Origin of the sequence: Vibrio sp. J383, assembly GCF_023503985.1 — a bacterium.
Taxonomy (GTDB): Bacteria; Pseudomonadota; Gammaproteobacteria; order Enterobacterales; family Vibrionaceae; genus Vibrio; species Vibrio splendidus.
The window spans coordinates 570,350-585,947 of the sequence record NZ_CP097294.1 but is presented as its reverse complement, the minus strand read 5'-3'; the positions used below and the strand labels follow the sequence as shown (position 1 = coordinate 585,947).

Annotated in this window: 14 protein-coding genes; 7 read left to right on the top strand and 7 right to left on the bottom strand. The window is 42.5% G+C overall.

The window, feature by feature from the left end; translation table 11 throughout:
- Positions 1 to 245: 245 nt before the first annotated feature.
- Positions 246 to 953 carry a GntR family transcriptional regulator gene (locus M4S28_RS19180; RefSeq protein ID WP_249633529.1) on the top strand — a complete coding sequence of 236 codons (708 nt, stop codon included), beginning with the start codon at positions 246 to 248 and terminating at the stop codon, positions 951 to 953.
- Positions 954 to 1,075: 122 nt separating this feature from the next.
- Here M4S28_RS19180 and M4S28_RS19175 read toward each other — a convergent pair whose 3' ends face one another.
- Positions 1,076 to 2,170 (bottom strand): carbohydrate porin, encoded by a 1,095-nt coding sequence (locus tag M4S28_RS19175; protein ID WP_249633528.1) that lies wholly within the window; start codon positions 2,168 to 2,170, stop codon positions 1,076 to 1,078.
- Between the two features lie 756 nt (positions 2,171 to 2,926).
- The gene (locus M4S28_RS19170) at positions 2,927 to 4,126 is read right to left on the bottom strand and encodes an enolase C-terminal domain-like protein (protein ID WP_249633527.1); all 1,200 of its coding nucleotides are present in this window, start codon (positions 4,124 to 4,126) and stop codon (positions 2,927 to 2,929) included.
- A 260-nt stretch (positions 4,127 to 4,386) separates the two neighbouring features.
- On the opposite strand from M4S28_RS19170, the gene M4S28_RS19165 reads away from it, so the two are divergent.
- From M4S28_RS19165 to M4S28_RS19155, 3 genes are all read left to right on the top strand, one after another.
- Positions 4,387 to 5,820: a PTS transporter subunit EIIC gene (locus tag M4S28_RS19165; protein WP_249633526.1), complete on the top strand. Its 1,434-nt coding sequence runs from the start codon at positions 4,387 to 4,389 to the stop codon at positions 5,818 to 5,820.
- A 106-nt stretch (positions 5,821 to 5,926) separates the two neighbouring features.
- Positions 5,927 to 6,895: a sugar kinase gene (locus M4S28_RS19160; RefSeq protein WP_249633525.1), complete on the top strand. Its 969-nt coding sequence runs from the start codon at positions 5,927 to 5,929 to the stop codon at positions 6,893 to 6,895.
- Positions 6,896 to 6,898: 3 nt separating this feature from the next.
- Positions 6,899 to 7,528 (top strand): bifunctional 4-hydroxy-2-oxoglutarate aldolase/2-dehydro-3-deoxy-phosphogluconate aldolase, encoded by a 630-nt coding sequence (locus M4S28_RS19155; RefSeq protein ID WP_249633524.1) that lies wholly within the window; start codon positions 6,899 to 6,901, stop codon positions 7,526 to 7,528.
- Between the two features lie 105 nt (positions 7,529 to 7,633).
- Here the strand turns inward: M4S28_RS19155 and M4S28_RS19150 are convergent, their stop codons facing one another.
- Together M4S28_RS19150 and M4S28_RS19145 are read right to left on the bottom strand one after the other, a co-directional pair.
- Positions 7,634 to 8,188, bottom strand: a complete 555-nt coding sequence (locus M4S28_RS19150) for a disulfide bond formation protein B (RefSeq protein WP_249633523.1) — start codon at positions 8,186 to 8,188, stop codon at positions 7,634 to 7,636.
- 9 nt (positions 8,189 to 8,197) lie between these two features.
- Positions 8,198 to 8,353, bottom strand: coding sequence for a DUF5993 family protein (locus M4S28_RS19145; protein ID WP_004732395.1), 156 nt, complete (start codon positions 8,351 to 8,353; stop codon positions 8,198 to 8,200).
- A gap of 297 nt (positions 8,354 to 8,650) precedes the next feature.
- On the opposite strand from M4S28_RS19145, the gene M4S28_RS19140 reads away from it, so the two are divergent.
- A complete protein-coding gene (locus tag M4S28_RS19140) occupies positions 8,651 to 10,900 on the top strand; it encodes a hypothetical protein (protein ID WP_249633522.1) in 2,250 nt (749 codons plus the stop codon).
- A 131-nt stretch (positions 10,901 to 11,031) separates the two neighbouring features.
- Here the strand turns inward: M4S28_RS19140 and M4S28_RS19135 are convergent, their stop codons facing one another.
- Entirely contained in the window at positions 11,032 to 11,292 is a 261-nt protein-coding gene (locus M4S28_RS19135) for a DUF5062 family protein (RefSeq protein ID WP_010431978.1), read from the bottom strand.
- Positions 11,293 to 11,742: 450 nt separating this feature from the next.
- On the opposite strand from M4S28_RS19135, the gene M4S28_RS19130 reads away from it, so the two are divergent.
- Entirely contained in the window at positions 11,743 to 11,958 is a 216-nt protein-coding gene (locus M4S28_RS19130) for a hypothetical protein (RefSeq protein WP_029222555.1), read from the top strand.
- A 673-nt stretch (positions 11,959 to 12,631) separates the two neighbouring features.
- Here M4S28_RS19130 and M4S28_RS19120 read toward each other — a convergent pair.
- Positions 12,632 to 13,288: a Qnr family pentapeptide repeat protein gene (locus M4S28_RS19120; RefSeq protein WP_249633521.1), complete on the bottom strand. Its 657-nt coding sequence runs from the start codon at positions 13,286 to 13,288 to the stop codon at positions 12,632 to 12,634.
- Positions 13,289 to 13,608: 320 nt separating this feature from the next.
- On the opposite strand from M4S28_RS19120, the gene M4S28_RS19115 reads away from it, so the two are divergent.
- Positions 13,609 to 14,199 (top strand): TetR/AcrR family transcriptional regulator, encoded by a 591-nt coding sequence (locus M4S28_RS19115; protein WP_249633520.1) that lies wholly within the window; start codon positions 13,609 to 13,611, stop codon positions 14,197 to 14,199.
- 94 nt (positions 14,200 to 14,293) lie between these two features.
- On the opposite strand, the gene M4S28_RS19110 is transcribed toward M4S28_RS19115, so the two are convergent.
- Positions 14,294 to 15,541 carry an anaerobic sulfatase maturase gene (locus M4S28_RS19110; protein ID WP_249633519.1) on the bottom strand — a complete coding sequence of 416 codons (1,248 nt, stop codon included), beginning with the start codon at positions 15,539 to 15,541 and terminating at the stop codon, positions 14,294 to 14,296.
- Between the last annotated feature and the right edge of the window lie 57 nt (positions 15,542 to 15,598).

The window sequence follows — 15,598 nt, the reverse complement described above, 5'->3', positions numbered from 1 at the left end:
CAACACAGACATTAAATGCCGCACGTTAAAGTTCATAATCTTGTTTTACAAAATGAGGACTAAAACCACAATATGTCACAGAGCTGGCACAAAGAAGACCATCACTAATGTACCTAGCTACCCTCAATTATCATCCCCCATTTAACCTTCTATGTTATAATTATCAGTCATTCAGAGCGTGCTGAATCCTTGATTTAGTTCACTATTCTTTAGTCACAGTGAATACACTTTAAAGTGATTGATCTATGAAAAAGTACGAGTTAGTTGTTCAAGATATTGTAAGCAAAATTTGCCAAAACAGTATCAACCATAAGCTTCCTTCAGAAAGAGAACTATCTGAAATATATGGATTATCTCGTTTTACGATTCGTAAAGCACTAGCCAAGCTAGAGGCCATTGGCATGGTGAAATCTAAAGTAGGTTCTGGTTACTTCGTAAACACTTCTCTCATTGGTACACCACTAGTGTACAACTCCATCACTGAAAACAGTTTTGAAGAAATCACTTATAAAAAGCTCCAACTGAATAAAGCGCTACCCGATAACCACGAACAGCAGATTTTTTCTTTAGACGACAATGACTACATTTGGAAAATTAGACGACTTCGATTAATTAACAACAAAGTAGTCCAGATTGAAGAAGCCAAGATACCTGTCAGAGTCTTCCCAGAGATGAATGCCGAGATCATTGAAAGCTCAATCCAGAAACATGCGCTAGCGAAAGGCCTTCAGATCGATAGCTACTTAACGACTTATCAAGCGATCAACGTTTCTAAAGAAGACGCAGAGCTACTCGGCTGCAAAAAAAATGCAGCAGCGATGAATATCACCAACCGAGGTTTCTTGGCATCGGGTGAACTGTTCATCGTCAGCGATATCATCGACATCAACTATCAATGCACCTACCACACGCCTTTTAACAGTGAGAGCATGAGCTTCCGAGACAAAAAGTAACGGTTTGGTTGGTATTCAAACCACTTTGCCTTCCCACATTTATTTTCCGTAGCTATCCTCCTCCCCAAAAAAACAACAACCCGCACAGTGGCGGGTTGTCAGTAGAATTGAATCAACTGTTATTAGAATTCGTAGTACAGACGTACACGAGCACCAAAATCATCGTCTTCAGAGAACGCAGACGTGTTCGTCGTTTTGTTATCGACTGTTGTGTAGTAAGTACCAAGAAGAACAGAGAAATCTTGTACTTCGAGCACATTCTGGAACTCATAAGATGCGTAGCCTGTGTTAACCGTCACATCGCCTTTCGCCCATGTCGAGTCATATTCGTTCGCACCATAGATGTAGCCGATCCCGAAGTTGTTATAAAGCGCGTTCAAACCCACAGTTGCATTAGCCTCATCGACAGCATCTAAGTAAGCAAAGTTAGCGTTAACGTTCCAAGAACCATTAGACCAATTACCTGTTAGACCGTAGCCAGTTCGGTCAGAGATATCTTTACCCGAACTGTCGACAACGGCATCGCTGACTAAGTTAGTTTCCATTGAGGCTGCAATAGCAAAGTCACCCATTTTATATGACACAACCGGGCGAACAAGGAACGCATCTTTAGCGTTGTCGTGGTCTACTTCCACACCATGGTAGCTATCAGAGAACAAGTCAGAGCGATCACCGATCATCGTTCCTAGTTCGACATACAAATCCCCAAAACTTTGGCTATACATCAACTGACCATCAGAACCACGACCGCGCGCTTCTTTCATCTGGTACACATAAGCGCTGCCACCCGTATAAAGTTCATTTGAAGTATCGCCTGAATATTCAAGGAAAACATCGAGGCCCACAGGGAACATATCGTAGGCTTCAAAACGACCCGCCTTTATCGCCCACCCGTCTTTTTTGCCGAACTCAAAATAGGTATCATCGAGTGCGACATTGCCTGTGCTTTCAAATAGAGGCTGCGCTTTAACCCCAACATAGTGACCATTACTGGTGTACTTTTGACCAGCGAATTCAATCAGAACTCGACCATCTTGGTTGAACTCTGCGTCACCGTTATCGTTAGACTCTCTATCTTGGTAGTTGAAGTTCAGCTCAACGTTACCACCGACAGAGAAGTTGCCTTCTTCTGTATCAACAATGGCAATGCCTGCATGAACCCCCATTGCAGAAGTAACTAAAACAGCAGCTAAAGACAGTTTGAATGTGCTTTTCATATAAACCCTAATATTATTTTATTGTTATTAGTTGCATAGCAACTTATTGGTCTTCAAGTTGAAATATATGGACAGTATTCGACTCGATTTCTAGGGCGTATATTTACTAATTAACTCCTCACCCACAATATTATCCATCTGAAATTGCAGACCTAAATCACTGTTTTATGTTCATCAAAATAACCTTTAAATTCAATACTTTAAATGTAAAATGCAAAATTAAAAACTAAAATAACCTCTATTACACAACACAGATTAAATAACAACCAATAGATGTGTGGTTTTATAGAAAATACGCTAAATCACTTAACTTTTAATACCATTAATCTATTTTAATAACAGCCAGTTTGTCGATTGAACTTTCAATAGCTAAAGGCGAATGAAACCGTATTAAAAATAATAACAGTGATAATTAATGTACATCACTACTTTTCCATTAACCGATCAAATAAAAATTAAAATCGTATCGAAAAGACAAGCCTAGAAAGTGGGGAAATTAACGTAAACTTATAATGAAATATTTTTCATGATAGTCAGCCTGTTATTACTGAACGATTTAAAGTCAGTTAATTGAAATTATATGAGAGATAATACTAAGAATTTAGATATGAAAAATTTGATAACTTTCTGATTAACTGTCTAGGCAAGCAACAGCAAAAAATCTAGAACGAACACTGACCCTGAAGCTAAAACCAGCGAGAAATCTCAGATAAAAAAACGGCCGCTTTAAGCGGCCATTTTGATTAACTCAATGAGTTATGGAGTGTGGATCGCGCCATCAGGAAGGCGACTTTGAGTCCACTCATGGGGGCGGTACATAACAGGGAACTCGGCTGCAACCTCTCGGTCGATCTCAACACCAATACCTGCGACTTCTGAAGCGTATAAGTATCCATTAATGGGCTCTGCAGCGTTCGGGAATACCTTGTGTGTGTTCTCGTTGTATTCAACATGCTCTTGAATGGCCGCATTGTGTAAATGCACATTCAAATGTGTGTTTACCGCTGCACCAATTGGCGTCATATCTGGCGGACAATGCCATGCAATACGAACACCGAAGTTCTGACATAGATGGCCTAGTTTCAGAGCAGGAGTAATCCCACCAATTTGTGAAACATGGCAACGAATGAAATCAATGCGGCGGTTAGCAATCAGAGATTTCCACTCTTCAGGGTTATTAAACAACTCCCCTAAACCTAATGAAACTGAGCTTTGACTACGAATATTATCCAACCATTCAGTTTGATTGGGCGGCAGAATATCTTCAATGAAGTAAGGCTTGTATTGCTCGACTTCTTTGGCAAATTGTATCGCTTGATTTGGGAAAAGGCGTTCATGAACATCATGCAGAATATGGAATTGGTTACCATATTTTTCTCTCAGCGACTTAAACATCGTTAGAGTATTGTCCATGTACTGATCTTGGTCGTAGTACGAACCTTCAGTCGGGTTTTGAGTGGTATGCAAATCGGTTGGAACACCGCCATAGAAACCAAGCTGACAACGAATGTGCTTATAGCCTTTGTCTAGGAAAGACTCCACCAGCTCATAAATACCTTCCATCGTGTCGCTAGTCGCATGTGTGTATACAGGAATAGCATCACGAGACTTACCACCAAATAATTGGTGTAACGGCATACCCGCCAATTTAGCTTTAATATCCCACAGTGCCATATCAACACCGGAAATTGCATTATTGATGACAGGGCCATTTCGCCAATAAGCGTTGACCATCATCATTTGCCATAAGTCTTCAATATTATTGGCATTTTTACCAATAAGAATAGGTTTTAAATATTCATCGACCATTGTTTTTACAGCAAGTGGTCTCTGTTGGAATGTCGCACAACCAAATCCAGTCACGCCTTCATTCGTTTCAACTACCACGGTAATGAGATTGTGTCTGTCTGGTTTAGTAATAATACAATGGATATCAGATATAATAGTTTCTTTCACAATTAAATAACCTAAACTTAAGTCAACTCCTATTATCTAACCGCTTTAAAAACCACATTTCAAGCGCTAATTTTTCGTAAAAATAATTGGTACGTTAAGAGTATTTTTTTGATAAACAAAACATACCAATTGGCTAAAAACGGTGGAAAAATAATTTTTCGAATTTTAAGTGTGATTGAGATCTCTTTTTACTGCGTTGGATTTAAATTGATTGTCGTTATGATTGCTCGAGTTAAATATATTCCAATAACAGGTGTAGTATGCAAATGGTAGAAAAGAGTGATGCCGTTATTAATAACTCGAAGTCATCATCGAAAAATAAAAATTTCAAAGAAAATATACAGTTATTAATCACTGCACTTGGTGGTGAAGACAATATCGTGAGTATCACGCACTGTATGACAAGGCTACGATTCAAATTGGCAAACGAGTCTCTGGTAGACGAAGAGGCTATCAAGAAGATCGCTGATGTGAAAGGTGTGGTCCTTCAACAAGGCCAAACTCAAGTTATCATTGGAGTTGAGGTAGAGAAATGGTTCAACGCGCTCTCGAATACTCAACAAGCTGACGCTAATCCGGCCGATGAGCTAGAGAAAGGCAAGCTGTTCCAAGGCGTGATGCGCATTGTCGCGGGCATCTTCGGCCCTGTAGTTCCAGCGATTGCCGGTGCAGGTATGTTGATGGGTTTACTTTCTGGCCTTATCGCAACCAATGTTATCTCTGAAACCTCAGACACGGTTTATTTCTTCCGCTCAATCTCTGTTGCTGTGTTCTTCTTCTTACCTATGCTGGTTTCTTTCTCTGCCGCTAAGGTATTCAAAGTAAACGAGTACATAGCACTTGCTGTCTCCTCTGCAATGCTAGCACCCAAGCTAGTAGATAAAGCGGCGATGCTAAAAGAGGCTGGCGCTGCACCTGAGCTGACGGTGCTAGGCGTAGTACCCATTGAGCTGCTCAACTACGGTGGCGCTATCGTACCCGCTATTTTGGCGATTTGGTTGTTGTCTAAAGTCACGCCGATGGTTGACCGACTGGTACCCTCTTCAGCGAAACCAGTATTTACGCCACTGCTTGCGTTTACTGTGACTTCTACCATCACGCTATCATTTGTTGGCCCTGCTGGTATCTGGCTAAGTAATGGTGCAGGTTGGGTTATGAGCTCGCTACTGGAAATCTCTCCGACGTTAACAGGCTTTGTGTTTGGTCTGACTCGCCCGATTACGATTGTGTTTGGTATTCACCACAGCATGACACCAATCAGCCTGAACAACTTTGCACTGTATGGTAAGGATTTACTTATGCCGATCATGTGTTTAGGTAACATGGCAATCGCTGGTGCAACAATGGCCATCTGGCATAAACAACGCAAGACGGTTTCTAAAGAGCAGTCTTCAATTACGATGGGCTCAAGTGTTACCGCTATCTTAGGCATCACGGAGCCGGCTCTATTTGGTGTCCTAACGAAATACACCAAAGCAATGATGACGGCGAGTTTGGCTGCGGGTGTGTTCGGTGCTATCTCGGTAACGATAGATACTCACTTAACGAGCTACATTCTTTCTTCTGTCTTCAGCTTACCGGCTTACCTTGCAGGCGGTACGCAGAACTTTATCCAAGCGATTATGGGTGTGGTTGGTGTGTTTGTACTGTCTTACGTATTAACACTGTTGTTCGTAAAGCTAGACAACAAGTAACACTTCATCCCAACCTATTGGGAAAAGAATCAACGTGGCTACCTTCCTTGTAGCCACGTTCCATCATTTATTCCTAGCAATACCAATCTTTCTGTAAGGGCACACTATGAGCCACATTGCGATTATCGGCGAATGCATGATAGAACTGAACGGCGCTCCATTCGGTTCCATGCAACAGACCTATGGTGGGGATACGCTCAACGCCGCTGTTTATTTGAACCGAAGTGCCACCAGCTATTCCTGTTCGTCAGACGCACCTATGATTCGTACCAGTTATGTCACAGCGCTAGGCTCAGACGCTATCAGTCAGCAGATGCTTAACCGATGGCAGGATGAAGGGCTATCAACTGATTTCGTACTGATTGACGAGCAGCGCTCGCCAGGCCTGTATCTGATTCAATTAGATGACGTTGGTGAACGCACATTTCTGTATTGGCGTAATGACTCGGCTGCTCGCTACATGGTACAGCACCCAGATTTTGACAAAATAACCGCCCAACTTGAAGATGTCGATATGGTGTTTTTGAGTGGAATCTCTCTGGCGATCTTGCCTCATGGCGATCAGCTAAAGTTACTCACTATCATCCAAGGTCTACGTGAACGCGGCGTTGCCATCGCCTTTGATAGCAACTATCGACCAAAGTTGTGGAGCTCACAAGACGCAACCAAAGAAGCTTATCAGCTGGCCTATCAAGCGACCGATATAGCCCTAGTCACGTTCGATGATGAACAACTGTTGTGGAGCGATCAAACGCCACAAGACACCATAAAAAGACTGCATACACTCGGCGTCAAAACCGTTGTTGTAAAGCTTGGTGCTGAAGGCTGCTTGATCAGTAAAAACCCCAAAGATGTACCAGTAAAAGTCACAACGACACCTGTCGAAACTGTGGTTGATAGCACCTCTGCAGGCGACTCTTTTAACGGTGGTTTCTTATCTTGCTATCTCGCTGGAGGTTCTGTTTCAGAAGCCTGTCAACAAGGTAATGCACTAGCGAGACTAGTTATTCAACACCACGGTGCAATTATTCCAAAAGCCATCACCGATACTCTTTCAAACCCTATTAAGAAGTAAACCATGCCTACAATTAATGACCAATTAAAAGCACTTAAAGTTATCCCTGTTATCGCGATTGATAACGCAGAGGATATTATTCCACTAGGTAAAGTCTTGGCTGAAAATGGGCTGCCTGCAGCAGAAATTACTTTCCGTTCTGACGCCGCAGTTGAAGCTATTCGACTGTTACGAGAAGCTCAGCCAGACATGCTGATTGGTGCTGGCACCATCTTAAACCGTGAGCAAGCACTGGCCGCGAGAGAAGCGGGCGCAACCTTTGTGGTATCACCGGGATTTAATCCAAACACGGTTAAAGCATGCCAAGAGATAGGCATTGATATTATCCCGGGAGTGAACAACCCAAGTACAGTGGAAGCGGCATTAGAGATGGGCTTAACAACCTTGAAGTTCTTCCCAGCAGAAGCTTCTGGCGGTATCAGTATGGTGAAATCGCTAGTCGGACCTTATGGCGATATTCGACTGATGCCTACTGGTGGTATCACGCCATCAAACATTGGCAACTACCTAGTCGTTCCTCAGGTATTGGCATGTGGTGGTACGTGGATGGTGGACAAAAAGCTCGTTGAAAACGGAGAGTGGGATGAGATTGCCCGCCTAACGCGAGAGATTGTTGAGCAGGTGAATCGCTAAGCTAACTAAGCCAAGCCAAGCCAAACCGTTAGCGGGATTTGAGAATACAACGCATACAAAAAGAGCGAGAAGCTTGCCTCTCGCTCTTTTTTCTAAGCACAGAAATTATCCACCAGCACCTTGATTGAGTAACCAATAGCTCACCGGGTTATCCGGACACTGATATGGCCCACACTCCACAAACGTAGCAATAGCATTCAAGGCTACCACCGCGATTGCCAGAAGACACACAATCCGCCCGAAATTACCCATCTTGTATGGTTCATGAGATTCGGTCTTATTGGTCAGTATCAAAATAACCGACACAGCAAGAATCGTCGCCACAAATAGTACAAATGCCCATGTGTAATAGTGCATTCCCAAAATAGGACTGCCGTAGCCTGGAGTTCCGGGAATTACGTGCAAAGAGACTTGTCTTAGCGATGTGGCCACACCATACAAAGCGCCAATCAGAATGACACCATAGTGACGAGATTGAGGCCCATAAACCACATTCAGCATGAAGCCAAACGCCACCATCACAAAACCAATGCGCTGCAACAAACACAAAGGACAAGGGAGTTCATTTAACACGAACTGCAGAACAAAGCCGATCAATAAAACGGCTGTCATGCCTAGCAGGCCAAGTGTATTCAAGAGAGTTAACTGATTTCGATTCATGTTAGCTCCTTACAATAAGATCGAGAGTGGGTCAGTCGCATGATGATTGAACCAATACAAACCAAGGATCACTGAGCTAGCGAAAAAGCCATACGCAGCGGTCTTTGTACCAAAAAAAGCACATATCATCGCTACAAGTAATAACAAAAACAGTAAAGACATCATAAGGGGCATCCCCTCCTTATTTATCGAGTTCAGTCATATTGAACATCATAAAACACCCGCACCTACGTCCTTAGTCATTCAACTTAGGTGAACCAATGGATTACGGATTAAAAATCATCAACTTAATAGTTGTTAGTAACCTCCAAACTGTCAAGTTAGAAGCTACGTTCTGATATCTATTCGAGCTAACCTTCAGAGGTAAACCCAACCTCAATACCGTGCTTTGCTACACTGACATAGCGTGAGATGCTTAATTTGGCTGATATTAAATCGCTCCCATTGTGGCTAGGAAGCTTGATGAAAAAACACCGTACTCGACTACTATTGGCCCTTCCCTTTACATACCTTGTGTCTTCAAACACTAGCTTGGCAAGCTATACCATTGTGCTACCAAGCCAACATGAAAATGGGTTCAACTTACATGGCTCCCCCTTATCAGCCAGAGAGGTGATCGATTGGGAGGTCAACAATAGTGACTTGGTGTTTGGGGCTTACGCCGATAAAAATGATAACGAAAGCGTCAGCGCGATTGGTTATATGTACAACCAAAAATTGGATCTGAATTCAGGAGAATTAGAAAACGAAATTAGAAATGCCGCAGAGCGAAATGGCATTGATTACGAAGACTTTTTCCTACACTTTTCAGAAGATACTATTCTTGCAGAGCTGGATACAACGCACGGTGAAAATACGCTTTTAAGCCGTAAGCCTATGATCGTTGGCTATACCGCAGACGAAAAACATACGGGCTATGCACTTTATCAGCAGCCGCCTTGGGATGCTGATGTGTTTGAACATTTCGAACGTGGCGGAGCACTCTACGTTTACCATTCGGAGAAGTTAGATAGCTTAACATTCGAATTTTCACGCTTTGCACAAGGCGGAGAATTCCATATTGAATATCCAACATCGACGAATGATCTAGGCCAATCTACGACATGGGCTCGCTTAGAAATAATTAACGATCACACACAGAATATGACCCAAAGCCAAGCTTTGAGCTGGCGAGTGCCCTCGAATTGGGTCAGAGCAACAACTCATGATGGGAGTGGCCAGAGTTACGGTGGCGGGCAGTATTTTGGTTCTACATTTGTGCGAGATGGCGGCCGTTTATACGTTGTCAGAATCCGTTGGCAAGGCAGTTCAAGCGATATTCGACCTCGCTTAAATCAAGTTCAATTAAAAGACAGTTTCCCCAAGTTCGATATCAAGAACCTACCGTTTCCCATTTCAAATGTAGATTCGAAATCATCCGGTAAAGCCAAACATTGGCGCAAGATCCGTGGTTTTGACCAATCAGCCGATCTCGACCAAGACAACTATTTATCACCTTCTGAATATGAAAATAGGAACAACAAATTAGCTACAGCTCGCTTTCGCTGGGAGTCACGCGTCATTCCTTTCGGCCGAATGTGGAACCAAAACTCATCATGGTCATTGACCAACCTTGCTAACCCAGATCTACTGATGTTGATGCGAAACTACTATTCCAAACATTGGGGGCAACAAGGGCTCAATGGTGCCTACAACGACGATACCAATAAGCTTTTAGGCGGCAATCAATTTGAGGTTCATTCAGGAGGAACCATTCAAGAGCTTGGTCTTGTCGTAGGGTCTAATGAAGCAGATAAGCAATACAAAACGCAATTCGCAGCCTTTCTCAAACAGTTATCAGCTAACGACGATACTCTTTCAATTGGCCTTAATATTGGAACGGCCAACCTTTATGGCCAAAACGGGCAATCACACTTAATTGACTCAGGAAACCTGTACTTTAGGGAGCACTACTTATTCCCCTCCACAGGCTTTAGTGGTTATGCCGGATTGTCTAAGTTTTGGGATAACTCAGCGTTAGCTAACACTGATTCAAACGTTATATTCCAAGCCACTACTCGCTATGGGCGCGTTCAATACCTAGGTAACAGCCAAGATAACTGGCAACAAGACCAGTATTCAACCCTCGCTATTTATTACCTCAGCTACCAGCCACAACATAGTTATTTTAACCAGTGGAATAGCAGTTATGTGTATGGCAGCGGCAATACTACCGAAGAGAGTTTTTGGAAGAGTGGTGTGCCGAAAAACATGGCTTACCAACCGACACAGCTGCTCAAGGCCGACCTAGGCTTTCCAGCCAACCGGATTCCGAATAAATTAGAGCCCATTCCGTTGATGCTTTCGACCACACACTCAACACCCAGTGACTACACCATTGTCGGCGATTCAACCAAGCATCAAGTTGTGCATGCTGATCTGCCAAACGGTAAGGTTCAGCTGTTACCAACCTATACCTATTTTCTTTATCGTTCGGAAACAAACATCGTAGAGGGCGGTCCAGAAGAGATGGTGCTCGCGAGAGAGTTTGAGCATGGGCGCGTACTTTATCGAACCGATTTCTATGGTAAAAATCGTGACTTCTATTCGGCACCGAAACTCAGTATTCCATTAAACAAGCCAATGAGGCCCATCGATATGAATGGCAAGGTTGGTGAGTATGTGAAAGAAGTTAAGCTTGGGGGATATCAAGGGCTATTTCTGCTTTATTGAATACACTAAAACTAAAAATGACGTATCCAAAAACAAAAACCTAACGAGAGCTCGCTAGGTTTCTTATCTAACATGTCTGTGAATAATGCACTCAGATGAAACGAGATCAGAAATATTCACTTGGAAAAGGGTTACTTCAGGGGGTCATTGTCAGGCAATGCTTTATGTATCCATAGCGCCAGACGCTTTTTAATGTTTGCCCCATCAAGCTTACTTTCTGGTAACGGCGTGATCTGATTTACTTCAACAAGAAACAAATACACCGCTTTAACCTTTATTGGTTGAGATGAATGTGGCAAATCAAAACCTTGTAGTTTTGCCATCTTAAAACCGACCTCAACTGCTTTTTTTACCAACTTATCTTCATTAATGATCTTCGCGGTTTTCGACATATCATCTCCATCACATTTATCGAATATACATTGAGTATATCAAACAGAATTACGAACGAGATTGCCGCGATCTCAAATCAAAAAATCTCTTTGATAAATAACATAAAACCCATCACAGACTAAAAACTGATTCTAATTATGTAGACATTGACGAGACAAATAATGATAAGCAAACGGTCTCTTAATAGAACACTCAATAAATGAGACCTTCAGTCAAGAAACCAAAAATCGAACAATTTTTGACTTATCATCATAAAGAATACGGAATATTATGAATTATCATATAGATGGTAACCATTCTATCAACAAGCGATAACTTTATGTTATTTAATCAGTTTTATAACACAAAGGCCTAGATCATATTTACAGTCACCTGTAGTGAAAAAGATATTTACAAAACACTCACTAGGGAAATAGAATAAACCCACTAATATTATACTGGTGTTAAAAATGCGTTACCTATGGGCTTCATTCTGTCATAAAAATCCAATCCCCGGTCGGATCGTTCATATCTTTATTATCTTAGTAGCGTTAGCTTCTATCGTCGTTCCACTGGTTTCAAAAGACGCAACAACGATCTTAGTATCACTAGGTGTCGCTCTAGTCTGTTTTGCGCTATTTGTCTTCTTTGCACTTGCCGATAAAATGCGCTCAGGCATGCACTAACACCCTTCAGTTCCTATTCATTCGCTCGTCTATTTTCCAACCTTGATGTTAGTTTACAAATCATCAGATACAAAAACGCCCAAAGCGCTTTGCTTTGGGCGTTTTTGCAAACAGAGACTAAAAAATACCCCAGCCATTCAGTCTTATCGCACCATTCATGATAACAATTGGTTTATGACTAACAATCAATATAATTACAAAATGACAACCTGTAATTATATTGACAAACTTGCAGGATGTCATATTATTTAATGACTCAATAATTAATGATAGTAAACATAATTATGGTTACTATTGGTGCTAACAATGCGTTACATGTGGGCTTCATTTTGTGCTAACAATCCAAATTTAGGCAGAAGCGTTCACCTTCTTGTGATTCTCCTTGCCATTACCTCTATTATTTTGCCTCTAGTCTATGAAAACCTACTGGTGATCAGTACCTCATTAGTCCTAGCACTGATATGCGGTGCTCTCATGATATTCTTTGGCCTCTGCGACAAAATACGCTCTGAGATGCGCGATCACTAACCACTACGTTTTCAGTAATTGGTACTAAAACGCCCAAAGATATTAGTTTTGGGCGTTTGTTAAGCCGCTGTGGTTGATTGTAGCGCAGTGATACAGCTACCAATATCGACAACGTAAGGTGCATGATTGGAAAGGAACCAATCAATCAATCGGGCATGACCACAATACCCATGGTTTCAAGCAGTTGCTCTTGTTGCCAAGCGACAATTTTAATCCCCGACGTGTCTACCTTGCGAGGATCTAACCCTTCTAATTCAGCATGGCATAAATTAGCACCTTGCATACTGAATTGCCCCCATACTTCCTCCGAGAACACACCTCGGCTAAGATCAGACTCTTTCAGTGACGCGCCGCCAAGGTAAGTACCTATCCAACGGTTCTCAAACAGTTCGCACTTCTCTAAACAAGCCTGTTCAAAATTAGCGTAAGACAGGTTGCAACCCGTGATGTATGCCGAGCAAAAATACATGCGATTGCTCACCTGATTGGCAAAGTTAGCACGAGTGAAGTTCGCCCCTTTCAAGTCGCATTCACGTAGCTCAATACCATAGCAATTCGCGTTACTAAAATTCGCCATCGCCAACTGGCAATTCTGGAAGCTTGCGTCTCGTAAGTCGGCAATATCAAAGTGGCATCCCTCAATATCGCCTTGTTCGATGAACTTACAGTTAATAAACGTCGCATCACGCAGGTTCGAACGTCTGAAATCACAACGGATAAACGTGCAGGCTGTAAATGTAAGCTCTGATAAGTCTTGTTGAGCAAAACTGTGGTGATGATAAGTGCTGTTATTGGTGTCCATTTAGCCCCCTAAAGAAATTAAGCTAAGACTACCATTGCGATCTTAAGAAAACACCAAATTAAAAACCAACAAAAACAGCAACTTAAAACACCCTGATTTAGCCATTTTAAGACACCAAACAAGCCCTTTAAGGTCGTTATTTTCGATTTATAGGATATGCTTATCTTGAAAAAAGTTTTGTCGCTTAGAAGTGCCAATAAGAGAAAAAGTTACTTTGACGAAACGAGTCAATTATTGACCGCGTCCTAACGCGCTAGACTGGACGGTTGGTATGTTGCTCGTTACACTATTCCTCATTCTCAGCATAAAGAGTAAGAACAATGAAAGACATGCGACAAGCTATGCTCGATGCAGGGTTTAGCCTTATTAATGAACACGGGTTTGCTGGTGTTGGCCTGATGAAAATCATCAACCAAGCGGAAGGCACGAAGGGTTCTTTTTACCATTACTTCAAATCCAAAGAACACTTTGGTGAGATCCTTCTTACCAACTACTTTGATGAGCATCTCGCTAAGCTGGACGACTTTTTAAGTGATGAGTCGCTTTCTCGTCGTGATCGCGTAAAAGCCTATTTCGAGTTTTGGTGTGCATCGAAACTGACTGAAGACTTCAATATCCAATGTCTTGTCGTAAAACTGGCGGGAGAAGTATCTGGGTCTGCTAACCCGTTGCAATCGACCATGGCAGAAGGCGCTGAAAAGATCATCCTGCGTATGGCAAAACTGTTTGAAGAAGGTAATGAGGCCGGTGATTTCACTATCGCAGAGCCCGAATCGCTGTCTCGAATGCTTTATGGCCTATGGCTAGGCTCAACGCTCATGGCCGCCATGCAGCGTAACCGTTCGATTCTAAACAATGCCATGGAAGAGACTCTTCTCGCCATAAGCCCAGCCCAAGAATCGGCTGACTAGATATACCCGTTACCAAATACCAAAAGGCTCGCACAATTTAGCGAGCCTTTTATCTAACTTTAAATCTAGATTGAATTCATTCACGCCTACTCCGCTACCCCAGACGAGACGGAATATTATTGGCTTTGAGTAAGCCCTTAATAACCGGGTCGATATGCTTGAAGAAGCTTAGCCATCCTTCACAGAGATAATTTAATCCAGCCTCACCATCTCGGCTTTTGATGATGCGGTTTTTAGGGCACTCGCCATGGCATGCAAATTTAAACTCACAGGCTTGGCATTGTTTCGGCAGAGACTTCTGTTTGGCGAACCCAAAACTCTGCTGCTTTGGCGAGAAGGCTAAAGTTGAAAGTGCTTGTTCCTGAATATTACCTAGCTGAAATTCAGGAAAGACATAATGGTCACATGAGTACACATCGCCATTGGGCTCAACTGCTAACCCTTTGCCGCAGATCTCACTCAGCGTGCACATGGTACTTTCTCTGCCCATCCATACGCCGACAAAATTTTCAAAGTACGGCACTAATACCCGACCAAAATCATGTTCGAACCATTCGTCAAAAATGGTAGTGAGGAACTCTCCCCATTGTGCAGAATCGACACTCCAAGCCTCAACCTCACCTGATACGGGAATGATCGCTTGTTGGTTGCTCAACCATTTATTGTTGGTGTGAGCTTCGCGCTTATCGACCACAGGTATAAACTGCAACTGCTTCGAACCCACTTCATCTCGCAGAAAGCGATAGACCTCTAACGGATACTTTCCTGTCACATCATTCACGCAGGTTAGGGTCGCGAACTCGACGTTATGCTGCTTCAAGTAGTGAATACCACGCATTGTTTGAGAAAAAGTGCCTTTGCCTGCACGGTTGGTTCGGTAGTGATTATGTAAGTGCTCTGGGCCATCAATACTCACGCCAATGATAAAGTTATTGTTCTTAAAGAACTCACACCACGCATCATTCAGTAACGTGCCGTTGGTTTGAAGGTCGTTGCTGATCTTACTGTGGTTAGGACAATATTTTTTCTGCAGCTCGACGACCTTTTGAAAGTACTCAATCCCCAACAAGGTAGGCTCTCCACCATGCCAAGAAAAGATGATTTCAGGCGTATTCTGCCCTTCTATATATTGCTTGATATAACGCTCTAACAGAACTTCATCCATCGTATATTGAGAGCCTTTTGGGTAATCAAGCAGCTGTTGTTTTTCTAAATAATAACAGTAGGTGCAACTGATATTACACACCGCCCCAATGGGTTTTGCTAATGCTTGCAGCTTGCTGTGTGCTTTGCCATTGAACTGCGGAACCGAACTCAAATTTGATAGCGATAATGTCGTCATGAAGAGTGCCTCGATGTAAAAGTCTTTGTATTAGCCAAAACAATTCGTAATTCCTTT